This is a genomic window from Nocardia arthritidis (assembly GCF_011801145.1).
GTDB classification, from domain to species: domain Bacteria; phylum Actinomycetota; class Actinomycetes; order Mycobacteriales; family Mycobacteriaceae; genus Nocardia; species Nocardia arthritidis_A.
In genome coordinates, this window is the sequence record NZ_CP046172.1 from 371,641 (window position 1) to 396,198 (window position 24,558).

General features: G+C 67.0%; 25 protein-coding genes. 12 read left to right on the plus strand and 13 right to left on the minus strand.

What is annotated here, in order from left to right:
- Positions 1-175: 175 nt before the first annotated feature.
- A complete protein-coding gene (gene leuA / locus F5544_RS01710; RefSeq protein WP_167471534.1) occupies positions 176-1,972 on the minus strand; it encodes a 2-isopropylmalate synthase in 1,797 nt (598 codons plus the stop codon).
- Between the two features lie 296 nt (positions 1,973-2,268).
- On the opposite strand from leuA, the gene F5544_RS01715 reads away from it, so the two are divergent.
- From F5544_RS01715 to F5544_RS01730, 4 genes are all read left to right on the plus strand, one after another.
- Positions 2,269-3,036, plus strand: a complete 768-nt coding sequence (locus tag F5544_RS01715) for a sulfite exporter TauE/SafE family protein (RefSeq protein ID WP_167471535.1) — start codon at positions 2,269-2,271, stop codon at positions 3,034-3,036.
- Between the two features lie 163 nt (positions 3,037-3,199).
- Positions 3,200-4,795, plus strand: a complete 1,596-nt coding sequence (locus F5544_RS01720; RefSeq protein ID WP_167471536.1) for an alpha/beta hydrolase — start codon at positions 3,200-3,202, stop codon at positions 4,793-4,795.
- An 86-nt stretch (positions 4,796-4,881) separates the two neighbouring features.
- Positions 4,882-6,540, plus strand: coding sequence for a GMC oxidoreductase (locus F5544_RS01725; RefSeq protein WP_174867242.1), 1,659 nt, complete (start codon positions 4,882-4,884; stop codon positions 6,538-6,540).
- Between the two features lie 139 nt (positions 6,541-6,679).
- On the plus strand, positions 6,680-7,561 hold the full coding sequence (locus F5544_RS01730; RefSeq protein ID WP_238847041.1) for an ion transporter: 882 nt from the start codon (positions 6,680-6,682) through the stop codon (positions 7,559-7,561).
- A 79-nt stretch (positions 7,562-7,640) separates the two neighbouring features.
- Here the strand turns inward: F5544_RS01730 and F5544_RS01735 are convergent, their stop codons facing one another.
- The 3 genes from F5544_RS01735 to F5544_RS01745 form a co-directional block, all read right to left on the minus strand.
- Positions 7,641-8,849, minus strand: a complete 1,209-nt coding sequence (locus tag F5544_RS01735) for a low temperature requirement protein A (RefSeq protein WP_167471537.1) — start codon at positions 8,847-8,849, stop codon at positions 7,641-7,643.
- A gap of 100 nt (positions 8,850-8,949) precedes the next feature.
- Positions 8,950-9,414: an SRPBCC family protein gene (locus tag F5544_RS01740; RefSeq protein WP_167471538.1), complete on the minus strand. Its 465-nt coding sequence runs from the start codon at positions 9,412-9,414 to the stop codon at positions 8,950-8,952.
- Positions 9,415-9,490: 76 nt separating this feature from the next.
- Entirely contained in the window at positions 9,491-9,652 is a 162-nt protein-coding gene (locus F5544_RS01745; RefSeq protein WP_167471539.1) for a hypothetical protein, read from the minus strand.
- An 80-nt stretch (positions 9,653-9,732) separates the two neighbouring features.
- Here F5544_RS01745 and F5544_RS01750 point away from each other — a divergent pair, with 80 nt between their 5' ends.
- The gene (locus tag F5544_RS01750) at positions 9,733-10,065 is read left to right on the plus strand and encodes a sporulation protein (protein ID WP_167471540.1); all 333 of its coding nucleotides are present in this window, start codon (positions 9,733-9,735) and stop codon (positions 10,063-10,065) included.
- Between the two features lie 5 nt (positions 10,066-10,070).
- Here F5544_RS01750 and F5544_RS01755 read toward each other — a convergent pair whose 3' ends face one another.
- A complete protein-coding gene (locus F5544_RS01755; protein WP_167471541.1) occupies positions 10,071-10,262 on the minus strand; it encodes a DUF1918 domain-containing protein in 192 nt (63 codons plus the stop codon).
- A gap of 76 nt (positions 10,263-10,338) precedes the next feature.
- A complete protein-coding gene (locus F5544_RS01760) occupies positions 10,339-10,926 on the minus strand; it encodes a TetR/AcrR family transcriptional regulator (RefSeq protein WP_167471542.1) in 588 nt (195 codons plus the stop codon).
- Positions 10,927-10,984: 58 nt separating this feature from the next.
- Here F5544_RS01760 and F5544_RS01765 point away from each other — a divergent pair, with 58 nt between their 5' ends.
- Positions 10,985-11,560, plus strand: a complete 576-nt coding sequence (locus tag F5544_RS01765; protein WP_167471543.1) for a dihydrofolate reductase family protein — start codon at positions 10,985-10,987, stop codon at positions 11,558-11,560.
- A 213-nt stretch (positions 11,561-11,773) separates the two neighbouring features.
- Here F5544_RS01765 and F5544_RS01770 read toward each other — a convergent pair whose 3' ends face one another.
- Positions 11,774-12,376, minus strand: a complete 603-nt coding sequence (locus F5544_RS01770) for a dihydrofolate reductase family protein (RefSeq protein WP_167471544.1) — start codon at positions 12,374-12,376, stop codon at positions 11,774-11,776.
- Positions 12,377-12,543: 167 nt separating this feature from the next.
- Between F5544_RS01770 and F5544_RS01775 the strand changes: the two genes are divergently transcribed.
- Complete coding sequence (locus tag F5544_RS01775; protein WP_167471545.1) at positions 12,544-15,291, plus strand: LuxR C-terminal-related transcriptional regulator; 2,748 nt, start codon at positions 12,544-12,546, stop codon at positions 15,289-15,291.
- Here F5544_RS01775 and F5544_RS01780 read toward each other — a convergent pair.
- Positions 15,271-15,681, minus strand: a complete 411-nt coding sequence (locus F5544_RS01780; RefSeq protein ID WP_167471546.1) for a YjbQ family protein — start codon at positions 15,679-15,681, stop codon at positions 15,271-15,273. The two genes, F5544_RS01775 and F5544_RS01780, sit on opposite strands and share 21 nt — an antisense overlap.
- 30 nt (positions 15,682-15,711) lie before the next feature.
- Positions 15,712-16,176 (minus strand): MarR family winged helix-turn-helix transcriptional regulator, encoded by a 465-nt coding sequence (locus F5544_RS01785; RefSeq protein ID WP_167471547.1) that lies wholly within the window; start codon positions 16,174-16,176, stop codon positions 15,712-15,714.
- A gap of 97 nt (positions 16,177-16,273) precedes the next feature.
- Here F5544_RS01785 and F5544_RS01790 point away from each other — a divergent pair, with 97 nt between their 5' ends.
- The 3 genes from F5544_RS01790 (at position 16,274) to F5544_RS01800 (ending at position 19,143) form a co-directional block, all read left to right on the plus strand.
- A complete protein-coding gene (locus F5544_RS01790; RefSeq protein ID WP_167471548.1) occupies positions 16,274-16,735 on the plus strand; it encodes an SgcJ/EcaC family oxidoreductase in 462 nt (153 codons plus the stop codon).
- Positions 16,736-16,839: 104 nt separating this feature from the next.
- On the plus strand, positions 16,840-18,105 hold the full coding sequence (locus tag F5544_RS01795) for an aspartate kinase (protein WP_167471549.1): 1,266 nt from the start codon (positions 16,840-16,842) through the stop codon (positions 18,103-18,105).
- Positions 18,106-18,108: 3 nt separating this feature from the next.
- Entirely contained in the window at positions 18,109-19,143 is a 1,035-nt protein-coding gene (locus F5544_RS01800; RefSeq protein ID WP_167471550.1) for an aspartate-semialdehyde dehydrogenase, read from the plus strand.
- A 56-nt stretch (positions 19,144-19,199) separates the two neighbouring features.
- On the opposite strand, the gene F5544_RS01805 is transcribed toward F5544_RS01800, so the two are convergent.
- Entirely contained in the window at positions 19,200-19,754 is a 555-nt protein-coding gene (locus F5544_RS01805; protein ID WP_167471551.1) for a TetR/AcrR family transcriptional regulator, read from the minus strand.
- A 91-nt stretch (positions 19,755-19,845) separates the two neighbouring features.
- On the opposite strand from F5544_RS01805, the gene F5544_RS01810 reads away from it, so the two are divergent.
- On the plus strand, positions 19,846-20,268 hold the full coding sequence (locus F5544_RS01810; protein WP_167471552.1) for a nuclear transport factor 2 family protein: 423 nt from the start codon (positions 19,846-19,848) through the stop codon (positions 20,266-20,268).
- 15 nt (positions 20,269-20,283) lie between these two features.
- Here the strand turns inward: F5544_RS01810 and F5544_RS01815 are convergent, their stop codons facing one another.
- On the minus strand, positions 20,284-20,913 hold the full coding sequence (locus F5544_RS01815) for a TetR/AcrR family transcriptional regulator (RefSeq protein WP_167471553.1): 630 nt from the start codon (positions 20,911-20,913) through the stop codon (positions 20,284-20,286).
- A 77-nt stretch (positions 20,914-20,990) separates the two neighbouring features.
- On the opposite strand from F5544_RS01815, the gene F5544_RS01820 reads away from it, so the two are divergent.
- On the plus strand, positions 20,991-21,494 hold the full coding sequence (locus F5544_RS01820) for a PaaI family thioesterase (protein ID WP_167471554.1): 504 nt from the start codon (positions 20,991-20,993) through the stop codon (positions 21,492-21,494).
- Position 21,495: 1 nt separating this feature from the next.
- Here F5544_RS01820 and F5544_RS01825 read toward each other — a convergent pair whose 3' ends face one another.
- Positions 21,496-22,836: a serine hydrolase domain-containing protein gene (locus tag F5544_RS01825; protein ID WP_167471555.1), complete on the minus strand. Its 1,341-nt coding sequence runs from the start codon at positions 22,834-22,836 to the stop codon at positions 21,496-21,498.
- 168 nt (positions 22,837-23,004) lie between these two features.
- Entirely contained in the window at positions 23,005-24,234 is a 1,230-nt protein-coding gene (locus F5544_RS01830) for an APC family permease (RefSeq protein WP_167471556.1), read from the minus strand.
- Positions 24,235-24,558 lie beyond the last annotated feature (324 nt).

The window sequence follows — 24,558 nt, forward strand, 5'->3', positions numbered from 1 at the left end:
GATTCGAGCAGGAGAGCTCGGCGCTGGTGCGAGTTAAACGCTAGCACGGTGAGTGTGCGCCATGTCCTGCCGGAGCCAGCCTGGGCTGGGCGGTTATCCGGCGATGATGCCGAATTGGCACACGGCGAAAACGGCGCGGGGCGTACCGGATCGGCACACCCCGCGCCGGGCGAAATCAGTTGGTCGCGCGGTTCACCGCGGAGACGACGGCGCGCAGCGACGCGGTGGTGATCGAGGTGGCGATGCCGACGCCCCACACCACCTTGTCGCCGATCGCGCATTCGACGTACGCGGCGGCCTGCGCGTCGTCACCGGCGGACATCGCGTGCTCGGAATAGTCGAGCACCCGCACGTCGAAGCCGACTGTCGCGATCGCGTCGACGAACGCCGCGAGCGGGCCGTTACCCGTTCCGGTGATCTCCTGCTCGACGCCGTCCACCTTCACCACCGCGACGATGGTGTCGGTGCCGCCGTCGGTCTCCGACGCGGTGACCTTCTGCCGGATCCGCTCCAGCGGCCGGATCGGGGCCAGGTACTCCTGGTGGAAGACGTCCCACATCTCCTTCGGCGTGACCTCGCCGCCCTCGCCGTCGGTGATCTGCTGAATCGCCTGGGAGAACTCGATTTGCAGCCGCCGCGGCAGTGCCAGGCCGTGATCGGTCTTCATGATGTAGGCGACGCCGCCCTTGCCCGACTGCGAGTTCACCCGGATGACCGCCTCGTAGGTGCGGCCGACATCCTTCGGGTCGATCGGCAGGTACGGCACCTCCCACACGATGTCGTCGACATCCGAATCCGCCGCGTCCGCCGCGGCTTTCATCGCGTCGAGGCCCTTGTTGATCGCGTCCTGGTGGCTGCCGGAGAATGCGGTGTACACCAGGTCGCCGCCGTACGGGTGCCGCTCGTGCACCGGCAGCTGGTTGCAGTATTCGACGGTGCGGCGGATCTCGTCGATATCGGAGAAGTTGATCTGCGGGTCGACGCCCCTGGAGAACAGGTTCATGCCCAGCGTCACCAGGCAGACGTTGCCGGTGCGCTCGCCGTTGCCGAACAGGCAGCCCTCGATCCGGTCCGCGCCGGCCTGGTAGCCCAGTTCGGCGGCGGCGACGGCGGTGCCGCGGTCGTTGTGCGGGTGCAGCGACAGCACGATCGATTCGCGGCGGGCCAGGTTGCGGCTCATCCATTCGATCGAATCGGCGTACACATTGGGGGTGGCCATCTCGACGGTCGCCGGCAGGTTGATGATCAGCGGCTTGTCCGGGGTCGGCGCGATGATCTCGGAGACCGCGTCGCAGACCTCCCTGGCGTACTCCAGTTCGGTGCCGGTGTACGACTCGGGGCTGTACTCGTAGCGCCAGTTGGTGTCCGGATAGTTCTTCTCGAGCTGCAGGCACAGCTTCGCCGCGTCGGTGGCGATCTTCTTGACGGCCGCACGATCCGCGCGGAACACCACTCGCCGCTGCAGGATCGAGGTGGAGTTGTAGAAGTGCACGATCACGTTGGCCGCGCCGACGCACGCCTCGAAGGTGCGCTCGATCAGCTCCGGGCGGCACTGGGTCAGCACCTGGATGGTGACGTCGTGCGGGATGGCATTGTCCTCGATGATCTCGCGGACGAAGTCGAAATCGGTCTGGCTGGCCGAGGGGAAGCCGACCTCGATCTCCTTGTAGCCCATGCGAACCAGCAGATCGAACATGCGGCGCTTGCGGGCCGGGCTCATCGGATCGATCAGTGCCTGGTTGCCGTCGCGCAGGTCGACGGCGCACCAGCCGGGCGCCCGATCGATGACCTTGCCCGGCCAGGTGCGGTCGGGCAGCGTGATCGGCTCGACCTCCTCGGCGAAGGGCCGATAGCGGAAGGTCGGCATCGCGGAGTTCAGCTGCTTGTTCCAGGCGGCCTGATCCGCGGGGGCGGGCTTGGCCGGTGGAGTGATGGTGCGCGAGGCGGATACGAAGGCGTCAGCGGGGGACATGCGATTTCTCCGGAGGGTGTGGTGTTTCCCAGTTCTTGGGTCGACCGGCGCAGATGAACCCCGCGACGGGAGCCGGTCCGATCAGACCCCGTCGCGGCGGCCGAGAAGAAGTGCCCGCTGCATGATGTCGGCGAGTTTACCGCGCCCTCGGCGACGGCCGAAAGTGCGGTCCCGGTCGGTGTTGCCAACCCGCCAGCAAACGTCCCATGAGCGCTCGCTACGGTCGGCCCCGTAGCAAACGCTTGTACGGTCCGCCGCTCCGGCCGCGGCCCGACGGGACGTGAAGGAAAGTGAATATGACACTGCTGGAACAGCTGTCGATCCTCGGCGCGGGCATCGCCGCGGGCGGCATCAATACAATTGTCGGGTCGGGCACCCTGATCACCTTCCCGGTGCTGCTCGCCTTCGGCTATCCGCCGGTCACCGCGAATGTCTCCAACACCATCGGCCTGGTGCCGGGCGCGATCAGCGGCGTATACGGCTACCGGCGCGAACTGGCCGGGCAGCGGGCGCGACTGTTCCAGCTGGGCGCCGCCTCATTGCTGGGCGGCATCGTCGGCGCGGTGCTGCTGCTGGTCCTACCCGCGGCGGCGTTCAAGGCGATCGTTCCGGTGCTGATCGTGCTCGCGCTGATACTGGTTATGGTGCAGCCGCGGCTGGCCCGCTGGGTGAAGCAGCGGCGCGACGGCGGCGACGGGCCGGTACCGGAACACGGCGGCCCGATCCTGTTCGCGGCGGTATTCGCGACCGGTATCTACGGTGGGTATTTCGGTGCGGCACAAGGGGTTTTGCTGATCGGCCTGCTCGGCGTCTTCGTGCACGACGAATTGCAGCGGCTCAACGGCGTGAAGAATGTGCTCGCGCTGATCGTGAACGCGGTCTCGGCGCTGATCTTCGTATTCGTCGCCGATGTGGCGTGGCAGGTTGTCGCGCTGATCGCGGTCGGCTCGATCATCGGCGGGCAGCTCGGTGCGAAACTGGGCAGGCGACTCTCGCCGACCGTATTGCGCGGCGTCATCGTGGTTGTCGGCACCATCGCGGTGATTCGGCTGCTACTGACCTAGCATCGCGCAGCGATTCCATGAGGTGTGGTGGTCGGGCGACGGGTGGGCCTAGCATCGCGCAGCGATTGCGGGTTTCTCCCCTAGCGGTTTCGTGGAAAAACCCGGGTTCGTCTCCTTCGTATGGGGGACGACGGCCGCGCGGAAGTGCTGGACGATCTCCGGTATGCGTACCTCGAAGGTGGTTGTTCTAGCGGGCATCGCCGGGCTGGTCTCGGCGCTGCTCGCGTGTTCCGCGCCCGCGTCGCGGGATGCGGCCGCGGAACTCGTCGCGCAGGCCGATGCGGTGCCCACGCCGAAGCTGGATTGGGCGCCATGCCAGGAGCCGGGGCTGTCGGGACGGCAATGCGCGACGGCCAAGGTGCCGATCGATTACGCGAAACCGCAAGGGGAGACCCTGAATTTGGCGGTGCTCAAACAACCGGCGAAGGATCCGGCGCGGCGGATCGGGACGCTGTTCACCGCGGTCGGCGGTCCGGGCGGCTCGGGCCTGGACTGGGCCAAGCACGGAGAGCTGTTCCCGGACAGCGAGATCGCCCGCCGCTTCGATGTGGTGACCTTCGATCAGCGCGGTATCGGCCGCAGTGGGCAGATCCGCTGCTTTCCGAATGCCCAAGCGCAAGAACAGTTTTGGAGCGCCAGGGTGATGCCGCCGGTGAATCCCGAGCAGGAGAGGACCGCGGAGGCGGCGAGCAGGCAGTTGGCCGCGAGCTGTGCGGCCAACGCCGGTCCGCTGCTGGATCATCTCACCTCGGTCGACGCCGCTCGCGATCTCGACCTGCTGCGCCGCGCGGTCGGCGACGCCAAGCTGACATACGAAGGCGGTTCGTACGCAAGCTATTTGGGTGAGGTATATGGGGCACTGTTCGGCGATCGGGTGCGCGCGCTGCAGCTGAGCGCGATGATGGACCCGGTCTCCTATACCACCGATACGGTGAGCCATATCCACGATTCATCGGTCGGCACCGAGCAGGTGCTGACGGAATTCCTGCGCAACTGTGTCCGGGTCGGCAGCCCCAAATGCGCCTTCGCTGGCGGGCCCGCCGGTGGCGCGCCGGGTTCGGCCGATCCCGTCGCCGCGCTGCGCGCCCGGAATTCCGCTGTGCTGCAACGTCTCGAGGATGGACCGATCGTGGTCGGTCAGGGGGAGCAGGCCGCGACCTTCACCTACGCCGAGGTGATTCCGCAGCACGCCTCCCTGCTCTATGACGCGGAACAGGGCTGGCCCGGCCTGTCCGACCTGATGGCGAACCTGGAACGCGGCCAGGACGGTAATCCGGCGGTGGTGCGGGAAGTGTTGGGCGCCATCAATTTTCGGTCCGATTTCCTGGATTCCTTCACGGCCATCACCTGCGCCGACACCTCGCTGCCGCGGAATCCGGGGAACTGGCCCGCCATGGCTCGCCAATTGGCAACGGACGCACCGACTTATGGTCCGCACTGGATCTATCTCGACCAGCCGTGCGCCGCGTGGCCATCGCCCCCGGCGGGTTATCCCCAGCGGTACACCGGACCATGGACCTTGCGCTCCCAGACCCCGGCACTGTTGATCAACAATCGCTTCGATCCGGTCACCGGTTTGCCGTTCGCCGAACGGGCCGTCCAGCAGCTCGGCAACGCCCGCCTCGTCGTCAATGACGCGTACGGCCACGAACCGCCCGGCACCTGCGTGAAACAGGTTCGCGAACGCTATTTGGTAGATCTCCAATTGCCCGCGCCCGGCTTCGGCTGCACCGCCGATCACGCCCCGTTCGCCGACTGATTCCCCCATGAACTGTCACGAACGTCACTTTTGGAATGGCAACACCTGGTCAAGGGTATTGAAATCCCGGTAGTCTGCGCTCGGCCATGCGTGATGAGGGAGGTGGCCTGGTGCGCAGACGCGCCTTTCTGAAGGCGGCCGGAGTCGCCGCGTTGCTCGGCGCGACTGGCGGCGCCGTTGGCAGTGCCCTGCGCGCGCCACGCGCCGCGGCCGGTGATCCCATCTGGGATCTGCTCTTCCGCGTTTGGGTGCCGGAAATCTTTGCGCCCCTTCCCGATCCGCCGGATCACACACCCGCCATCGTCATCGGTTCCGGCTTCGGCGCCGCGGTCACCGCGCTGCGCCTTGCCGAGGCGGGTATGGAAAACACCGTGCTGGAACGCGGTTCGCGCTGGCCGAATGATCCGTGGCGGGAGATCTTCACCGGTGACGATCTGCCGGACGGCCGCGGCTTCTGGCATCGCACCACGTTCACCGGCGTCTCCAAGGTGCCGGTGAGCTTCTCCGACTTCGGCGGTGTGCTCGACTGCACCCAGTACCCCGGCATCGATGTGTGGCGCGCGGCCGCGGTGGGCGGCGGCTCGATAATCTTCACCGGCGCCATGGTCGCGCCGCAGCGCAGGCTCTTCGACAGCGTCTTCGGCGGCACCGTCGATTACGGTGAGCTGGAGGCGGTCTACTACCCGCGGGTGCGGGATATGTTGCGGCTCAGCCCGATGCCGGCGGATATCTACAACTCGGTGCCGTTCTCGCATTCCAGGGCCTGGGACGAGCAGGTGCGCAAGGCGGGCTACGACCCGCAGCCCAACGATTCGATCTTCAACTGGGATATCGTGCGCGCCGAATTGTCCGGCGGCAGCAGGCCATCGGCGACGGCGGCCCGCAGCAACCTCGGCAACTCCAATGGCGCCAAATTCGATCTAAACCAGAACTACCTGAAATACGCTGAGGGAACCGGTAATTCACGGATCTACCCCGGCCACCGGGTGGATGCGATCGCGCAGGAGCCGGACGGCCGCTACTCGGTCACCGTGACCAAACTCGACCCGACCGGCATGGTGCTCGGCAACCGCACCCTCACCTGCGATCGCCTGTTCCTCGGCGCCGGTTCGGTCGGCACCTCGGAGCTGCTGGTGCGCGCGCAGGCCACCGGCGCGCTGCCGAACCTCAACGAGCACGTCGGCGACGGCTGGGGCACCAACGGCGACGTGGTGCTGGGCCGCGGCGCGAGCCAGCTGGCCCGGTCCGGCCAGGGCGTGCCGAGCGCGAGCCGGATCTACGACGAATCCGGCGCCCCGCTCACCCTGGAAAGCTGGTACATCCCCGGTATTCCGTTCGAAACCGGCGCGCTCGGTTCGCTCGGTATGGTGCTGGACCCGGCCCGCGCCCGCTTCGGCTACAACCCGGGCAACAACGGTGTCGGCCTGTCCTGGTCCACCGCCAACCGTGACGGCGTTGTCGCCGCGGCGCGCGCGGTCGATCGGCGGATCGCCGAGCGGGCCGGTGCGCTCGCGGACTACGGGTTGCTCGGCTACGACGCGAACGCCGTATTCACCGCGCATCCGCTCGGCGGTGCGGTGCTCGGCCGGGCGACCGACAACTACGGTCGCGTGCACGGCCACCCCGGCCTATATGTGATGGACGGTGCGGGCATCCCCGGCAGCACCGCCACCGCGAATCCATCGCTCACCATCGCCGCCATCGCCGAGCGCAATATCGAGGCGATCATCCGCGCGGGTCACTGACCCCTCGACCCGAAAATGCCGTTTTATCAGGCATTTTCGGCGTATGGGAATGATTGATCCCGATCGGTGCATCCGGCACCGGGATCCGTGATCACCGAACGCGCGGACGCCGATTACCCTCGGCCGGGACCGTTCGGTGTTGAAGGGATCCAACGTGGTGGAACACGACCCCTATCGGGGCACGCTGCTCAGGCCGGACGATCCGGTGCCGCCCGAGGGGGATTACCCGCGCAAACCGCCCGCGCTGTGGACGGATTTCCTGATGCTCGCGCTGGCCGTGCTCTCGGTCGGGCTGCTGATCTGGGTGACGTTCTTCCAGGTCTCGGCGCAGACGCACCGGACCATCGTGTTCGTCGACTACGCGACCTGCGCGGTCTTCTTCATCGAATTCGTCTGGCGCTGGCGGCGCGACGGCTGGCCGTGGACCTTCCCGCTGGTCTACTGGTACGAGGTACTGGGCATGATCCCGATGACCAGCCCGTTCCTGCGCGGGTTCCGGCTGCTGCGGATCGTGGTCATCGTGGTCCGGCTGGCCAGGGCGGCCGACCGCGCCTTCGGCGACCGGATCACCGCCGCCGTGGTGAACCGCTTCCTGAACACCATCGTCGAGGCGATCAAGCGGCCGGTGGCGATCGCTGTGCTCGACGAGGTGGCCGAGGTGCTGCGCTGCGGCAACTACACCCGCAATATCGCCTCCGCGCTGCAGGAGAACCGCGCGGAGATGGACGAGATGATCCTCGAGCTCATCAAGAAGGATCCGCAGGCGGGCAAGATCCGCTATATCCCGTTCCACGACGACATCATCCGGTTGATCGCCGATACCGTTTTCCGCCTCGTCTTCGAGGTGCTCGACGATCCGCGCACCGATGAATTCGTCGCTGATGCGTTGCGGGAGAACGTGGATCAGATCCGGGCCGCGGTGGCGGCCGGGGTGCGGGTGCCGCCGTCGGCGTACGGCCCGACCCCGGTCGATCGGACCGCGCGCGCCATTCTCGCCCAACAGCGGCCGCGCCCCAGCTGACGAAGTTGAATTCGCGGCGTTCGGGGCGCTGCGTGGTTATGCTTCGCTGCCGCCTCCGCGCCTGACCTCACGCCGCGGTTCAGTGTGCGCCGTGCCGGATTTCGTCGCGGTGGTCGGGGTATCGGAGGGTTTCCCAGGTGACCATCGCACCGAGCACGGCGCACAGGATGGACAGCGATGCCAGCGCGGGCAGCGCCGCCGCCAGCGGGATCAGCGCCAGCAGCACGATCGCCGCGACGACCCGGGAGCTGGAGACCTTGCCGGTGCCGTAATGCTTGAATCCCACCAGCGCGAGCAGATACAGCACGACGCCGCCGTACAGCGCGTACAGCGGAACGCCGTACATCGCGTCCCGCAGCGTGTGGTGCGATTCGTCGCCGACGTAGTACAGCACCTTCTTCAAACCCAGTGATAGCGCGATGATTCCGACGATCATCGGGAAATGCCAGAAGGTGTAGCAGTTCCTGGCGATCTTGATCCGGCGTTCGCCGCGCGCCTGCTTCAGCGCGTGTTCCACCGCCAGCGCGGCCATATCGAAATATGCCCACCAGAGCAGACCCGAAATCGCAAGGCCCAGCAGCGATCCCAGCGCGATCGGCCAGGAGATCGGCAGCCCGGCGACGCCGACGCCGATGGCGACGATCGATTCGCCGAGCGCGACGATGATGATGAGCCCGTGCCGCTCGGCGAAATGGCTCGCCGAATACAGCCGCCAGCCGTCGCCGGACAGCATCGTCCACAGCATGTCGCCGGCGATGGCGGCGATCCACAGGCCGATCTGCACGCCGCCGGAGGTCGTCGCCGCGATCACCAGCAGCGTCGTTCCGATGGTTATGGATCCGATGGCCCAGCGGGTCACCTGCGCGCGCAGCTGCGGGTCCTCCGCGCTGATCAGCCAGAACATCACCAGATGCACAAGGCGCACAACCGTATACGCGATGGCGAAGACCAGCGGCCCGTACCAGCCGCCGGGCAGATCGTGGAACGCCTCCGGCACCGTGAGCGCCGCGAGGAACGCGCCGCCCATCGCGATGAAGATGGCCACCCGGGAGAAGCCCTCGTCGGCGCGCACCACATTGCCCAGCCACGCGTAGCTGACCCAGAGCCACCACATGATGGCGAGCACCAGGAAGGCGCGCAGCACGTTGACGGCGCTGGTTTCCTCGGCGGCCAGATCGGTCACCATGGTGAAGGCGAAGACCAGCACCAGATCGAAGAAGAGCTCGAGCTGGGTGACCGAGGCGCCCTCGGTCACCGGCACGGTTCGAACGCGTGTGGCTTTGCTCATGCCGCTCATCGTCGCATCCGCACACTACCGCTGCGCGCCGAATCATCCGCGCGTCGGCAAATTTCGCTCACCGCGCCATCACACTCGAATAGACCTGCGGTTATACGGATTCCGTCCGATAATTATCGGCCTCTGGATAACGTTCGGCGAACTCGATGAAATTCTGCACCGCGAGCTCACCGGATTTCCGCATGTTGCGTTTCAACAGGATTCCCGGCACCGGCATCGGCAGATATACCTCGGTGTGATACCAGAGCCGGGTGCCGTCCGCGTCCGCGGAAACCTCGAACCAGCCGCCCCCTTTGACCCCCCTGGTGCTGTCGGTGATCTGCCAGGACATTCGATCCTCGGTCCAATCGTATTCCAGCACTTGCAGATCCGAGCTGCCCATCACATCCGCCTTGACGAATACGCGGCGCGGTCTGCCCTGTTCGTCCCTGGTTGCGACGCGTGCGTCGCGATAGGTCGGCGACCATTCCGGTAGTAATTCCACCGCCGACAGCGCATCCAGCACCTGCGCGGGGTCGATGTCGACGACGAAGCGAATATCGGTTTTCGTGCGCATCACTTACCTCCGCCCCCCGATGGGTCAACTCGGCCGATTCTTCCCATGCGCCGTTCGATCCGTCAACAGTCTCGGATCACACCAGACGCCAATTTCTTGGGCGTACCGGCGGGTAATGCTTGTCTTCGCCAACGGCGACAACGATTTTGGCCGGATGGGCGATCTCGATGTTTACCGAGGTGATCGCGTCCGCGCCTAATGGGCGCTGCCGGACGAAGTCCGTCTTCAGCCCGCGCATGGCCGGAAGCGTTTGCGGAGGTACGCCTATCATCGAATGGCCCGGCGCGCGGACCGGCGGCCGAGGCGTGGGAGGTGACGGTGAAAAACTCGGAAATTCGCGAGCGGGCTCGCGATGCCATCGCGATGGGTCGGGTATTCGGCGAGCCATACGAATCCGCTGGCGCGGTGGTAATTCCGGCCGCCATCGTCGGTGGTGGCGGTGGTGGCGCGGGCTACCAGGATGAGGGCGGCGAGGGATCGGCCCTGGCGTTCGGCGGTCGTCCGGTCGGCGCCTTCGTGCTGCGCGATGGCGTGGTCACCTGGCAGCCCGCCGTCGATGTGAACACGATCGTCCAAACCGTCGGCTGGGTGCTGAGCACCGGGATCGTCGCGTTCGCCCTGCTTCGACTGCCCCGCCGTCTGCGGGGGTAAGGGATTCAGTCCGCGATCGCGGGTTCCACGATGGCGTCCGGGCCCGGGTACATCAGCGATTCGTGGCCGTCATCGAAGCGGACGACGTAGGGCGGACTACCCTGCGGTCCCCGGACCTCGATGATCTCGCCCTGTCGATCGCTTTGTCCCACAACATGTCCGTGCACGTGCAATCGGTCTCCGACATTTGCCTGCATCCGATCATTATCGAATGGGCGTGACGCGCGTCACAAGGACCGACCGGTCGTCTACTGCGGATTGGCAACCGGTCGATCAGGCGCCGATCAGCCGGTCCACCGCCGTGGCGATCAGATCCTGGCTCTGCTCCTCGCCGAATACCTCCGGCAGCGTGAGCCGGTCGACGATGAGCCAGTTCAGCGCGAGATACAGCAGCAGCACCGACTTTTCGTCACCGGGCAGCCCGGCGTCGATGTGGTTGCGCACGTTGAATTCGATATCCGCGCGCACCCGTTCGGTGAGCACCGCGCGCAGCTCCGGCCGCCTTGTCGCCTCCAGTCGCAGTTCGAGCAGGGCGAGATAGCCGTTCCGGAACCCCTCCAGCCTGCCGACCGCCTCGCGCATCAGCTCGATGATGTTGGTCTTGGTCTTGGGGCCGGTCGCCAGCTTGGCCATGGTCTCCTCGCTCGGCTGCAACCGCTCATAGAACCGGCTGCCCGCCTGGGTCAGCAGGTCGTCGCGGTTGGCGAAGTAGTTGGACGCGGTGCCCGCCGGCACCTTCGCCTCCTTGTCGACCGCGCGAAAGGTCAAGCCGCGCGCGCCATCTCGGGCCAGCACCTCCAGGGCGGCGTCCAGCAGCGCATGCCGTCGCTCGGGATTGGTCCGCACTTGACACCACTCCATTCGTAGTACTACCTTCAGATCACTACATGCAGAGTACAACAGATAGGGCGGTAACAGCATGCGAAAGCTTGTCTACTACGTGGCGGTGTCGCTCGACGGCTACATTGCCGGGCCGAACGGGGAGTTCGACTTCTACCCACTGTCCGAGGAAATGTCCGCCTGGATCAACGAGCGTTACCCGGATACGGTGCCGGCCCATATCCGTCCGTACTTCGGGCTTGCCGTCGACGCACCGAACAAGGTGTTCGACACGGTCATAATGGGCCGCGGCGCATATGAACCGGGCCTTGCCGACGGTGTCGCCAGTCCGTACCCACATCTGAAGCAATACGTGGTCTCCACCACGCTCGGCAAAAACGACTACCCCGCAGTGGAACTCGTCGACAGCGATCCGGTGGAACTGGTGCGTCGGCTCAAAAAGGAAGATGGCAAAGACATTTGGTTGTGCGGCGGCGGCAATCTGGCCGGTCAGCTCATCGACGAGATCGATGAGCTGATCTTCAAGAGCTACCCGGTGCTCGCCGGCGCCGGAATCCCGGCCCTCACCGGCAACTTCCGGCCGAACCGATTCCGGCCCACGCAACGCCGCGAATTCGACAACGGCGCACAGGTCACCTGGTTCTCGCGGAGCTGATCGAGGCACGGTTCCGGATTTCTACCAGCGCGAAAGGCGAAACTTATGCGAAAAATGCCAAATACGGTTTCCGTCAACGAAATTCGGCATCGGTTCGGCAGCGGGCCGATTCGCACCGCGCCGAAGGCGGCCTGGCCGCGGCAGGGCAGGCGCGGCAGGCGTTGAGTTGCGGGTGAGTTCTGTTGGAGCAGTGGATAACTCACCCGAACCCCATTACTCGGCGCGGTCGTAGACCAGGTACAGCGCGCCTGATTCGGTGGTGGACAGATCGGTGAGCCGCCAGTGGGCTGCCGGAATGCCATCCTCGAACAGGCGCGCACCGCCGCCCGCCACCTCCGGGCACAGGGTGATCGTCAGCCGGTCCACCTCGCCGGCCGCGAGCAGCGCCCGGATGACGCTGCTGCTGGCCAGCACGACGATGTCGCCGCCGGGCTCGCCGCGCAACCGCTTGACCGTCTCGACCGGATCCGCGTCGGCCAGCCGCGAATGCTGCCACGGCGTCTCGGTGAGCGTCCTGGAGAAGACGATCTTGTCCACCTCGTCCAGCCAGGTGGCGAAGGCGCGATCGCGCGGATCGGCGTGCTCGTCGGCCGCGACGGTCGGCCAGTACCCGCCGAAACCCTGGTAGTTCTTGCGGCCGAGCAGCGCGGTCGTCGCGGCCTGCGTCATCCGGACCATCCGGTCGCGGGCGGTATCGCCGACCGCGTGCGGCACGATCCAGCCCATGTCGTACTCGCCGCCCGGCCCATTGACCCGGCCGTCCATGGACAGCGAGATATTCGCGACTACCCGACGAGTTCCGTTGTCGGCGTTCATGGTTCGTTCTCCTTCTGTGGTTTCGCGGCCTCTTGCCGCGTTACATCGAATACTTCCCGGCGACGGCGGCCGGAACATCTGCCAGCTGGCGGATATCGGGCCGGCGTGGTGGCGGATATCCGACCGGGTCGCTGGGTCGGGTTCGGCATGGAAGACTGCGGAGCACGATGCGGGTCGAACATTTCCCCGGCGAATCGTCCGTATTCGTCGGGCGAGTCGAGGAGCTGGCGGTGGTCGGTGCGGCGCTGGCGCCCGGCCGGGTGCTGACCTTGGTGGGTCCTGGCGGCTGCGGCAAGACTCGGCTGGCCGCCCGGGTCGGCCGGGAGCGGGCGCCGGACTGGCCGGACGGTGTCTGCTGGATCGATCTGGCCGACGAATCCGATGACGCCGTGGTCGTCCAACGGGTCGCGACCGCGCTGGCGCTGCCGCTACCGGGTGCGGCGGACCCGGTCGGTGCGCTGGTGCACGGTCTCGGCGAGCAGCGCAGGCTGCTGATCATGGACAACTGTGAGCAGGTGCGCGCGGGAGTCGCCGCAGTGGTCGCGGGCCTGCTCGCGCATTGTGCCGGGACGGGTGTGCTGACGACCAGCCGGGCTCCGCTCGGCCTCGCCGGTGAGCGGCTGCACCGCGTACCGCCGCTCGAACTGCGTGACGCGCTGACCCTGTTCCTGGACCGGGCCGGCCTGGATTCCGCGGGACAGCCGGAACGCGAAGCGGCCAGGCAGGTTTGCGACCGGCTGGACCGGCTACCGCTGGCGCTGGAACTGGCCGCGGGCTGGGCAAGTACCTTATCGCTTGCGCAGCTTGCCGATCCGCTGCGGAAACCGTATGAGGTGCTCGACGGCGGCGGCCCGAATGCGCCGTTCCGGCAGCGTACCCTCGCCGAATCCATGCGTTGGAGCCACGACCTGCTCGACGCCGACGAACGCCTGCTGTTCCGCGCGCTCGCCGTCTTCGAGCCGGGGTTCTCGTCCGAAATTCTCACCGGGGCGACGGAACTTCCGGCCGGTCGGCAGCTGCGCGCACTACGCGGCCTGATCGAGAAGTCACTGGTGTCCGCGGAAACCGGCGGTCTCGTCGCTCGCTACCGGATGCTCGGCGTGATCCGCGAATACGCCGCGCTCAGGCTGGCCGAGGCCGGAGCGGTCACCCGGGCGCGCGACGCGCATCTCGCGGCGTGCCGGGCCTTCGTGGCCGGCGTAGCGCCGCTGCTCGACACCGACAAGGATGCGTGGTGTGCCCGAATCTCCCTGGAATACGCGAATATTCGAGCCGCGATCGACTGGGGGCTGAGTAGGCGGGACCGGACCGACGGGCGGGAGCTCGCCGCAGGCATTGCCTGGTTCTGGCACCTCGGACCGCACGGTCGGGACGGGCTGCGCCGGTTGCGCGCCGCCGCCGAGCCGGATACCGGTGACGACATCCAGGCGCGGGTGCTCGTCGGGCTCGCACTCGTCGCGGACACCGCGGAACCCGGTGCGGCCGGATACGAAAATGCCCGTGCCGCAGCGGAATTGGCCGACAGGGTGGGTGCGGAGCGGGTCGGGTTGCTGGCGCGTGTGCTTTGCACCATCTGCCTGCTCGGCACCGACCCGGCGGGTGCGCAGACCGCGGCCCGCGCGGTGCGCGACGCGGCCCTGCGCGCGGACGACGGGTTCGTCGCGGATGCGGCACGTGCGCTCCTCGGCCTCACCTACCTGCTCCGCGATGAGCTGCCATCCGCCGTCGCCGAACTGCGGCCCGCCGTCGACGGTTTGCAGCGCCGCGGCGATCGTGCCGTCGCGTCGTCGGCGCTGGTCTGGCTTGCCATGGCGTCGGCGCGGTCCGGCCTGCTCGGGTCCGCGGCGGAAATCGCCGAACGGGCAGTAGCCGTCGCCGAGCCGCTGCAGGATTTCAACCGCATCGGCACGGCCAGGGCGGTACTCGCCGAAATCCGGATCACCCAGGGCGACATCGCGGCCGCCGCCGCGGCGCTGGCGCCGATGGACCGGCTCATCGAGGGAGCCGAGGCGCGCCCGTATATTCCGGGTTGGGAGCGGGTGCACGGGCTGCTCGCGCTGGCCGAGAATGCCGCGGGCACGGCGATCGATTGGTGCCTGCGTGAGGCAAAGATATACGGGCACAACGATATTCACCGGCTGACACCGTGGACCAAACTGGTGCTCGCGTCGGCGCTGCGGCGCGGCGCCGAGGGCTCGGTGCGCGCGGATTCGCTGTGGTCCAACACATCCGCGTCGACTCCGACCGAGCTCGCGTCCGAATTGCTTACCGAACTCGGCACGGATCCGACCGTATCCGCACTGCCGTCGCTACGCGCCGAAGTGTTGGAAGAACAGGCATTTCTCGCTCGGGGCACGATGTTCGGCGCCGCCGAAGGAATCGAGCGGGCATTGCGCCTACACCACGAGGCGCTACGGATTCGCGCCGAGCACGGCCTGTTACTGGGATGTGTGCAGAGCCTGGAGGCATTGGCCGCGATACTCCACGACCGCGGCGCATCCGAGACGGCGGCCGTACTGCTCGGTGCGACCGAGCGGGCCCGCATCGAAACTGGTTCGGCCGCAGCAAATTTCGTCAACGATCTACGTGCCGAGCTGAAATCCCTACCGGCACTGGACGAACAACTGGCGCGGGGCCGCTCGCTCGAACCGCAGGCCGCGGTCGAGTACGCCACCAGAGCGCGCGGGAAACGCAACCGACCCGAAAGCGGTTGGGCGAGCCTGACTCCCACCGAGCGCTCGGTCGTCGAGCTGGCGGTGTCCGGCATGTCCAATCCGGAAATCGCGGACCGGTTGTTCATCGGCCGGGGCACGGTGAAAACCCATCTGGCGCACGTCTACGCCAAACTGGGCGTGGCGAACCGGACCGAACTGGCCCGGCTCAGTGCCGAACGGTCAAGCGGCGCTGAGGAATGACAGGCGAACCTGGCGTTCCGGATTGTCGACGTTCAGGTCGACCAGCGCGATCGACTGCCAGGTGCCGAGGGCGAGCGCGCCACCGATGACGGGCACCGTGGCGTAGGGCGGGATCAGCGCGGGCATCACATGGGAGCGTCCGTGCCCGCGCGACCCGTGCGCATGCCGCCAGCGATCGTCGGCGGGGAGCAGGTCGCGCAGGGCGGCGAGCAGATCGACATCGCTGCCCGCGCCCAGTTCGATGATCGCGATCCCGGCGGTGGCATGCGGGACGAAGATGTGCAGCAGTCCGTCCTCGCCCGCCTCGCGCGCGAAGTCCGCGCACTGGCGGGTGAGGTCGTGCACCACCTCGGTTCGTCCGGTGGTCACGTCGAATACGGTGCTCTTCACGATTGGGTCTCCCTCCTCTTCCGGGTTCGATTACCCATCCTCGCGCAGGATCTCGGCCACCCGCAGCGACGTCTCGTGCAGCCGGTTGAACAGGTCGAGGATCAGCTCGAGCTGTTCAACGGTGTAATCGGCGGTGGTCTGGGCGAATTCGCGGGGGAATACCTCGTAGTGCCGCCCGATCTCGGCGATGCGCTCCGGGACGGCGGTGATGATCACCCGCCGCCGGTCCCGCGCATCGTGTTCGCGGCGCACGAAGCCGCTCTTCAGCAGCCGGTCGATCATTCGGGTGATCGCGCCGGTGGTCAGGCCGGTCTGCGCGGCCAGCTCGCCCGCGGTCGCCGATCCGGTCACCCGCAGGGTGTTCAGGCAGCGCAGGTCGGTGACGTGCAGACCGACCCGATCGGCGATGAGCTGGTGCAGCACTATGCCGTCGGTAGCGCTGCGCTGGGCCGCGTAGGTCAGCGCGGCGGACAGCTCCGCTCTCTTCTCGGCCATCCCTTGACGGATTCCTCTCACTCAATCAATATCTTACTGGATCAACTATTGATCCATGCAGTTGATGAACTATTCAGATTGTATCGAGGGGATCGCCATGACCGTTGACCAGCACACCGACGAACTCGCCATCCGTCAGCTGTTCCAGCGCCAATCCGAGGCCTGGGCCGCGGGTGACGCCAAGGCGTTCAGCGAGGTATTCACCGAGGACGCCGACTACATCACCTTCCTCGGCACCTATCACCGGGGCCACACCGAAATCGAGACCATGCATATACCGCTGTTCGAGCGATTCCAGAAGGGATCCCGGCTCGACGGCGCCGAACTCCGCTTCCGCTTCCTCGCACCCGACGTGGCGATAGTGCAGAGCGTCGGTGCGCTGGTGAAGGGAAAGGGCAAGCGCACCAAGCGCAACACCAAGGTGCAAACCACCGTGGTGGTGCGCCAGGACGGCGAATGGCGGATAGCCGCGTTCCAGAACACCAAATACAGCTGGCTGCTCGCCGGACTCTCCGCGATGTTCGACCGGCGGATGGCGCCGTCGATCCAGGTCGCGTGAACCGGAGCGGCGGCGTGCGGGAGGTGGCGGCAAAAGCCCTGGATCGCGATCGGTAGTCTTGGTGGCTGGTAACAGCTGATTGTCGATCTTGGAGGACTCCCGCCGTGGCTCTCGTCGTTCAGAAGTACGGAGGCTCCTCGGTCGCCACCGCCGAACGCATCCGCCGCGTCGCTGAGCGGATCGTCGAGACGAAGAAGCAGGGCCACGACGTGGTGGTCGTCTGCTCCGCGATGGGCGACACCACCGACGAGCTGCTGGATCTGGCCCAGCAGGTCGCGGTCACCCCGCCCCCGCGCGAAATGGATATGTTGCTCACCTCGGGCGAGCGCATCTCGAACGCGCTGGTCGCGATGGCGATTCACTCGCTCGGCGCGGAGGCCCGCTCGTTCACCGGCTCGCAGGCCGGCGTGATCACCACCGGCGCGCACGGCAACGCGAAGATCATCGATGTCACCCCGGGCCGGCTGCGCGACGCGCTGAACGAGGGCACCATCGTGCTGGTCGCGGGCTTCCAGGGCGTCAGCCAGGACAGTAAGGACGTCACGACGCTCGGCCGCGGCGGTTCGGATACCACCGCGGTGGCGCTGGCCGCCGCGCTACAGGCCGACGTCTGCGAGATCTACACCGACGTGGACGGCGTCTTCACCGCCGACCCGCGGATCGTGCCCAATGCGCAGCGCCTGGAAAAGATCTCCTACGAGGAGATGCTGGAGCTGGCGGCCTGCGGAGCAAAGGTGCTCATGCTGCGGTGCGTCGAATACGCGCGCCGCTACAACGTGCCCGTTCATGTCCGCTCGTCCTATACCGACAAGCTGGGCACCTACGTTTACGGATCGATGGAGGACATCCCCTTGGAACAGGCAATCCTCACGGGCGTCGCGCACGACCGCAGCGAGGCCAAGGTGACCGTGGTCGGACTACCGGATGTGCCGGGCTACGCCGCCAAGGTGTTCCGTGCCGTCGCCGACGCCGAGATCAACATCGACATGGTGCTGCAGAACATCTCGAAGGTGGAGACGGGTAAGACCGACATCACCTTCACCCTGCCCAAGACCGATGTGGCGCGGGCCGTCGAGGTGCTCACCAAGCGGCAGGCCGAAATCGGTTTCGCCCAGGTCATTTTCGATAACCACATCGGCAAGGTGTCGCTGGTCGGCGCGGGTATGAAGAGCCATCCCGGCGTCACGGCCAAATTCTGTGAGGCGCTCGCCGAGGCGGGGGTGAACATCGACCTCATCTCCACCTCGGAGATCCGGATCTCGGTTCTGGTCAAGGACACGGAACTGGATGAGGCCGTCAAGGTGTTGCACAAGGCGTTCGATCTGGGCGGCGACGAGGTCGCCGTTGTGCACGCGGGAACGGGACGATAACTCATGGGTGTTCGGGTAGGTGTGGTCGGCGCGACCGGTCAGGTCGGCGCCGTCATGCGGAAACTGTTGGAAGAGCGCAACTTTCCGGCCGACGAGGTGCGATTCTTCGCATCGGCGCGGTCGGCGGGTAAGACGCTGCCGTGGCGCGGCGGCGAAATCGTCGTCGAGGACACCGAGACCGCCGATCCGACGGGACTCGATATCGCGCTGTTCTCGGCGGGCGCCACTATGTCGCGGGTGCAGGCGCCGCGGTTCGCCGCCGCCGGTGTCACCGTGATCGACAACTCCTCGGCCTGGCGCAAGGATCCGGATGTGCCGCTGGTGGTCAGCGAGGTCAATCCGGAGCAGACCCGCAATCTGGTCAAGGGCATCATCGCCAACCCGAACTGCACGACGATGGCCGCCATGCCGGTGCTCAAGCCGCTGCACGACGTGGCCGGGCTGCGCAGGCTGATCGTCTCCAGCTACCAGGCGGTGTCGGGCAGCGGGCTGGCCGGTGTGGAAGAGCTTGCCACGCAGGCCCGTTCGGTGATCGGCGAGGTCGAGAAGCTGGTGCACGACGGCGGCGCCGTGCCGTTCCCCGCGCCGAACAAGTACGTCGCGCCGATCGCGTTCAACGTATTGCCGCTGGCCGGTTCGCTGGTCGACGACGGCTCCGGCGAGACCGACGAGGATCAGAAGCTGCGCAACGAGAGTCGCAAGATCCTCGGCATTCCGGAGCTGCTGGTGAGCGGCACCTGCGTGCGCGTCCCGGTCTTCACCGGCCACTCGCTGTCGGTGAATGCCGAATTCGCCGAACCGCTTTCGGTCGAGCGGGCCAAGGAACTGCTCGCCAAGGCGCCGGGTGTGAAGCTGGTCGACGTTCCGACGCCGCTGCAGGCCGCGGGCATCGACGAATCCCTCGTCGGGCGGATCCGCCAGGATCCCGGCGTGCCGGACGGTCGCGGTCTGGCCCTGTTCATCTCGGGTGACAATCTGCGAAAGGGCGCGGCCCTCAACACGATTCAGATCGCCGAGGTTCTGCTCGAGCATCGCTGAGCTTTCGGCAGCGCCCCCGGTTCCGGCCGGGGGCGCTTTCGTTTATGCGGACGAGCTCAGCGGGCGCGTAGGCCGTCGAAGATGATGGCGAAGGTGCGGTCGCGCTGTTCGGGGGTCGCGGCGGTGTGTACGGCGTCGAACGTCGCCTTGACCACGCGCATCAGGTCGGTGATCTCGATATCGCCGCGTACCGCGCCGGATTGTTGTGCGCGAGTTAGTAATTCGGCGACGGCGGCATTGAGGTCGCGGGTCGGTGCGGTGTTCCGCAGATTCTCGACGCCGAGCGCCTCGGCCAGGTCGCGCTTGAGGGTGCCGCCGGACACCAGGTGTTCGAGGAATTCGAAGAAGGCGCGGCCGGGGTCGTCGGCGGTCGCCAGCTCGCGGGCGTAGCCGATCATGCGTTCCATTTGATCCAGGATCGCGGCGCCGAAAAGCGCTTCCTTGGTGGGGAAGTGGCGGTAGACGGTGCCCGCGCCGACCCCGGCGCGGCGGGCGATCTCGTCCAGCGGAACCGAAAGCCCCTCGGCCGCAAAGGCTTCCTGGGCCGCGGCGAGTACCCGCTCGCGGTTGCGGCGGGCATCGGCGCGCAGGGGCCTGCCGGGATCGTTCATGTGGCGAGTCTAGTTGACCCATTGACAAGCGGGGCGCTCGCCCCGGATGATAAACGGGCTAGGCGTTCCGCTTAATTGAAGAAGGTGTGTCATGGTCGAGGCAGCACAGGGCTCCCCGCGCGAGGTGGTCGAGCGGTTGTTCCGGGAATTGCCCACCCGCAATGCCGAGGCGTTCGCGGCGGCGTTCGCGCCCGACGGGGTGTTCGAGATGCCGTTCATGCCGGACGGTGTCCCCGTCCGGTTGGTGGGGCCGGAGGAGATTCGAAAGCACTTGGGGGAGAGGTGGTCCCGGATCAGCCAGGTCCAGGTGCATGGGGTGCACCCGCATATCCACGAGACCACGGACCCGGAGGTCATCGTCGTCGAGAACGATGTGGACGTCTCCTATCCGGGCGCGGAGCGAACGGTGGTTCGCTCGTCGGTCAACGTGGTCCGGGTCCGGGACGGCAAGGTGACGCTGTTCCGCGACTACATGGATTCCGCGCGCCTGGCCCGTGCTGCCGCGAGTCGGTAGCGAAAGACGTTGCGATCAGCGGTTTTCCAGTGTGGCGATGGCGGCGAGGAACAGATCGGAGTTGTCGCGCACGAATTGGTCGCGCGGATACGGCATGGCCTGCTGGATCCACGCGGTGAGCGTTTCGCCGAAGCCGCCCACCAGAAAACGCGCCGTCAGCTCGATGGCCGGATCATCGGGCGATCGGTCGGGCAGCAGTCGCAGCAGCACCGCGCCGAAGGTGCGCGAGGCGTCCTCGGTGCGGGCGAGCCGCCGCTCGGCCACCTTCGGATGGCCATATGCCTTGGTGGATAACAGTTTTCCCTTCGCGGGTGCGGCGAGGAAGAAATCCACCATCGCCTCCACCGTCGCGACGACGGTGGTCCGCCGGTCGGTTCCGGTATCGGCTACGGCCGTGAGCACCGCCGCCGACAGCTGCCGGAAGGCCAGTTCGAAGGCCGCGACGACCAGTTCGTCCAGATCGGCGAAGCTCTCGTAGACGAACCGGGTGGACAGCCCGGCCTGTTTGGCCACCGTTCTGATGGTCAGCGCGCCGGGCCCGTCCAGCGCCATCACCTCGAACGCGGCCTCCAGCAGCTGTTCGCGCCGGTTGGCGCGCCGCTGGTCGGCCGGTATGCCGCCGTAGGTGCGCGCCCGATTCGTCATCCGCATATCTTGACACAAATGTTTCCTGAATTTAGCTTGATTCGGGAGACATGTGATTCCTGATCGAGGAGTGCGGTATGGCGGATCTTGGGCGGGTGGCGCTCGCGCTCAACAGCCCGATGCCGGACGGTCCGTTGCCGACGCATGCGGACGACTGCTTCGGCTGCGGGACCCGCAACCCGGCAGCGGTGGGAATCGCGTTGCGGCTCAGCGAGAATCGAATCGTCGGTGAGCTCAGCCTCGACGAAAGACATCAGGGCGCACCGGGATTGGCGCACGGCGGGGTGATCGCCGCGGTACTCGACGAGGCCTGCGGGTCGGTCCCGACCTCCATGTGCGTCCCGGCCGTCACCGCCAAGCTGGAGGTGAACTACGCCGCGCCCGCGCCGCTGCACCGGCCGCTGACCGTATCGGCGATACTCGATCGACGGGCGGGCGAGCGCAAACTGCACATATACGGCTGGCTGGAACTCGACGGCAAGTTGATCGCCGAGGCCGATGCCCTGTTCGTCGTCGTCTCGCCGGACCACTTCTTCGCGCACGGCGCGAAGGCGGGCGATATCCCGTTCTTCGGCGTCTGATCTACTCGCGGATACCGGGTGCGCCGGGCCCGAGGCATACCACGATCACACAGCCGGGCGGGGTATCGGCGAACGGTGCCGCCAGCGGATAGTTCAAGCAGCTCAACACATTACAGCCCGGATAGGCGTCCGGCCCGATGCCGAATACCGCGAGCAGGATGTCGGAGTCGAAGTAGCCGCGCGGGTCGAGGTGCTCCGGCGGTTCCACATACGGTCCCGGATCGGGTATCGGCTGATCCCGGAATGCCGCGACCAGCCGCCGGAAGAATTCGTGCGGCAGCTCGGCCTGATTCTGATAGGTGCCCAAAAACCCTTGGCTGCTCTGGTTTCCGAAGACGCCGGTCCAGACCACGGTCAGGTCGAGGCTGGGGATCACGAAGACGTTCTGCATGGCCAGCCCGGACATGATGTAGGTGTCGGCGGGCAGGAACTTCGGAATTTCGGCGCATCCGGGGCCGAGCCAGAACAGGTAGCCGTAGCAGTCGAGTGCGGGCGAGGGCTGGCGCGCCTTCCGCAGATACTCCTCGGACACCACCTGCGTCGCACCCCAGCGCCCGTCGTCGCCGACCAGCAGGCCGAGCTTGGCGAAATCGTCGGGCGGGATCATCAGATGCGCGTATCCGTAGGTGTGCCCGGCCCGATCGCGCGCCCAGTAGTAGTCGCCGCGTTGAATTCCCAACGGGTCGAACAACTCTCGCTGCGCGAACTGCTGCAGCGGTTCGCCGACCGCCGATTCGATGACGTAGGACAGCAGATCGACATTGCGCTGGCTGTAGCTGAAATGGGTGCCGGGCGGATAGTCCAGCGGTACCCCGAGCGACTGGACCGCGCTGTTCGGGTCGAGCGGAATCACCCCCGTGACGCCTTCGGTCAGCACGCCCACCCGCATGCCCGAGGATTCGGTGAGCAGATCCGCCACCGTGATCGATCGGTGCGCCTCGTCGCCGAGGCCGGGCGGCAGATAGCGGCCGATCGGTGCGTCGAGATCGAGTTCGCCACGGTCCCAGGCGATTCCGGCGAGCAGTGAGACGACGCTCTTGGTCGCACTCCAGATATTCCAGGCGATACCGTCGGTTTCCGCATTGTGCGGGCCGGTGCCGACCAGACAACCGTGCCGAAAGACCTGAACGTTCAGCCGGTTTCGGCTGCCCGCGAAATCCATGGCGGCGTCCAGTGCGGCGGCGTCCAGACCGACCTGCTCCGGTGTCGCCCGCGCCGGCTCGCGCCCGGACGAGGCCACACAGCGCACCTCGTCGTCGGCACGCGCCGTCCCCGCACACGCGCTCCCCGCCAGCAGCGTCACCGCCGCGATCCCGGCCAGGAATCCTTGGATACGGCCCATGCGCGTCAGGCTATCGGCCCGACCCCATCGGAAATGCGCATTCGACGCACCGCGATCCCGCTGCGTCGAATTCCCAACACAATTGGACCCATCCGGCGTGTCCACCGCGATCCGGCTGGACCAACCGGCGGTGCCGGACCGCGCGCAGCGCCGACCATCGAGCCAGGATCAGCGGACAATCCTGGCGCGCACCAGGTACCACCCCGCCCCCGCACCGATAACCGCCAGCCCGGCCAATACCGAGCCGATGGGCAGTGCGAACCCGACGAGCACACAGCCGAGCGCGCCGACGATCGGCGCCCACCGCGGCGGGCGCTCCTCCGCCGCGGTCAGCGTCATGGCCGAGACGTTTGCCACCAGGTAGTACCCCAATACGGTGAACGACGAAAACCCAATGGCCGCACGCAGATCGAAGACCGCGGCAATCACCGCGACCAATAATCCGACGACCACCTCGGCGCGGTGCGGCACCCCGAAATGCGGATGGACCGCGGTCAACGCGTGCGGCAGATATCGATCCCGCGCCATCGCGAGCACCGTCCGGGAGACCCCGAGCAGCAGCGCGAGCAGCGAACCCGCCGCCGCGATCACCGCACCCACCCGCACCACCTGTGACATGTCGGGTGCGCCCGCGACGGTGACGACCCTGGCCAGCGGATCGGCGGCGCACGCCAGCCCTGCGGTCCCGAGTACCGCCGAAGCCGCAAGCGCCACAAGCAGATACACCGCCAGCGTGCCGCCGAGCGCCAGCGCGATGGCCCGCGGAATGGTGCGCCGCGGTTCGCGTACCTCCTCACCGAGTGTCGCGATCCTGGCGTAACCCGCGAACGCGAAGAACAGCAGCCCGGCGGCCGCCAGCACCCCACGCGGGCCCACTCGGTCGGGCAAAGGCATTGCCGCCGAATGCTTTCCGAACAAACCGATGATCACCACCAGCGACAGCACCAGCAGCACCACCGCGACGATGACGCGGGTGGCCAGCGCCGACTTCTGTACTCCCGCATAGTTGATCGCGGTGATCGCCAGCACCGCGCCGACGGCGACGATGCGCGAGTGTTCCGGCCACGCGTACGCGCCGACCGTCAACGCCATCGCCGCACACGAGGCCGTCTTGCCGACAACGAACCCCCATCCGGCGAGGTATCCCCAGAACGGCCCGAGCCGCTCGCGGCCATACACGTACGTTCCGCCCGACACCGGATAGCGCGCCGCGAGCCGCGCCGACGATGTCGCATTGCAATAGGCGATCACCGCCGCGATCCCCAGCGCGACGAACAACCACCGCCCCGCCGCCGCGGCCGCGGGCCCGAGCGCCGCGAAGATCCCCGCCCCGATCATCGCGCCGAGCCCGATGACAACGGAATCCAGCAGTCCCAACCGCCGCGCGAGCGCACCCATACCCGCATCCTCGCCGTTCGCGCCCGAATATGCGCGGCGACGGATCCGAATACGACGAACGCCGCCAGGCCGGGGGGTTGCCTGGCGGCGCGAATCGCCGACGCCACGCCAGCGTGGCGACTCTGGGTCGGCGTCCCACAAGCGCCTCTCGGCGAGTGGTCGCTCGAAGCGACAAAGGGTGCGGCCCGGGGCTGTCCGGACGCCGACAGTGAGCTACAACGGGGCAGGCCCCGCACCTATTCCGGCCGTCTGATGTGACGACCGCCACGCTGTCCGGCCGGTTGCCACAACTAGAATCAACGGGCTCAGGACGAAATGGGGGAA

Excerpts from the sequence above, each read along its gene's own strand:
- leuA (WP_167471534.1), bottom strand. The coding sequence starts at position 1,972 with ATGTCCCCCGCTGACGCCTTCGTATCCGCCTCGCGCACCATCACTCCA.
- F5544_RS01715 (WP_167471535.1), top strand. The coding sequence starts at position 2,269 with ATGACACTGCTGGAACAGCTGTCGATCCTCGGCGCGGGCATCGCCGCG.
- F5544_RS01720 (WP_167471536.1), top strand. The coding sequence starts at position 3,200 with ATGCGTACCTCGAAGGTGGTTGTTCTAGCGGGCATCGCCGGGCTGGTC.
- F5544_RS01725 (WP_174867242.1), top strand. The coding sequence starts at position 4,882 with ATGCGTGATGAGGGAGGTGGCCTGGTGCGCAGACGCGCCTTTCTGAAG.
- F5544_RS01735 (WP_167471537.1), bottom strand. The coding sequence starts at position 8,849 with ATGAGCAAAGCCACACGCGTTCGAACCGTGCCGGTGACCGAGGGCGCC.
- F5544_RS01740 (WP_167471538.1), bottom strand. The coding sequence starts at position 9,414 with ATGCGCACGAAAACCGATATTCGCTTCGTCGTCGACATCGACCCCGCG.
- F5544_RS01745 (WP_167471539.1), bottom strand. The coding sequence starts at position 9,652 with ATGCGCGGGCTGAAGACGGACTTCGTCCGGCAGCGCCCATTAGGCGCG.
- F5544_RS01755 (WP_167471541.1), bottom strand. The coding sequence starts at position 10,262 with ATGCAGGCAAATGTCGGAGACCGATTGCACGTGCACGGACATGTTGTG.
- F5544_RS01760 (WP_167471542.1), bottom strand. The coding sequence starts at position 10,926 with ATGGAGTGGTGTCAAGTGCGGACCAATCCCGAGCGACGGCATGCGCTG.
- F5544_RS01765 (WP_167471543.1), top strand. The coding sequence starts at position 10,985 with ATGCGAAAGCTTGTCTACTACGTGGCGGTGTCGCTCGACGGCTACATT.
- F5544_RS01770 (WP_167471544.1), bottom strand. The coding sequence starts at position 12,376 with ATGAACGCCGACAACGGAACTCGTCGGGTAGTCGCGAATATCTCGCTG.
- F5544_RS01775 (WP_167471545.1), top strand. The coding sequence starts at position 12,544 with ATGCGGGTCGAACATTTCCCCGGCGAATCGTCCGTATTCGTCGGGCGA.
- F5544_RS01785 (WP_167471547.1), bottom strand. The coding sequence starts at position 16,176 with ATGGCCGAGAAGAGAGCGGAGCTGTCCGCCGCGCTGACCTACGCGGCC.
- F5544_RS01790 (WP_167471548.1), top strand. The coding sequence starts at position 16,274 with ATGACCGTTGACCAGCACACCGACGAACTCGCCATCCGTCAGCTGTTC.
- F5544_RS01800 (WP_167471550.1), top strand. The coding sequence starts at position 18,109 with ATGGGTGTTCGGGTAGGTGTGGTCGGCGCGACCGGTCAGGTCGGCGCC.
- F5544_RS01805 (WP_167471551.1), bottom strand. The coding sequence starts at position 19,754 with ATGAACGATCCCGGCAGGCCCCTGCGCGCCGATGCCCGCCGCAACCGC.
- F5544_RS01810 (WP_167471552.1), top strand. The coding sequence starts at position 19,846 with ATGGTCGAGGCAGCACAGGGCTCCCCGCGCGAGGTGGTCGAGCGGTTG.
- F5544_RS01815 (WP_167471553.1), bottom strand. The coding sequence starts at position 20,913 with ATGACGAATCGGGCGCGCACCTACGGCGGCATACCGGCCGACCAGCGG.
- F5544_RS01820 (WP_167471554.1), top strand. The coding sequence starts at position 20,991 with ATGGCGGATCTTGGGCGGGTGGCGCTCGCGCTCAACAGCCCGATGCCG.
- F5544_RS01825 (WP_167471555.1), bottom strand. The coding sequence starts at position 22,836 with ATGGGCCGTATCCAAGGATTCCTGGCCGGGATCGCGGCGGTGACGCTG.
- F5544_RS01830 (WP_167471556.1), bottom strand. The coding sequence starts at position 24,234 with ATGGGTGCGCTCGCGCGGCGGTTGGGACTGCTGGATTCCGTTGTCATC.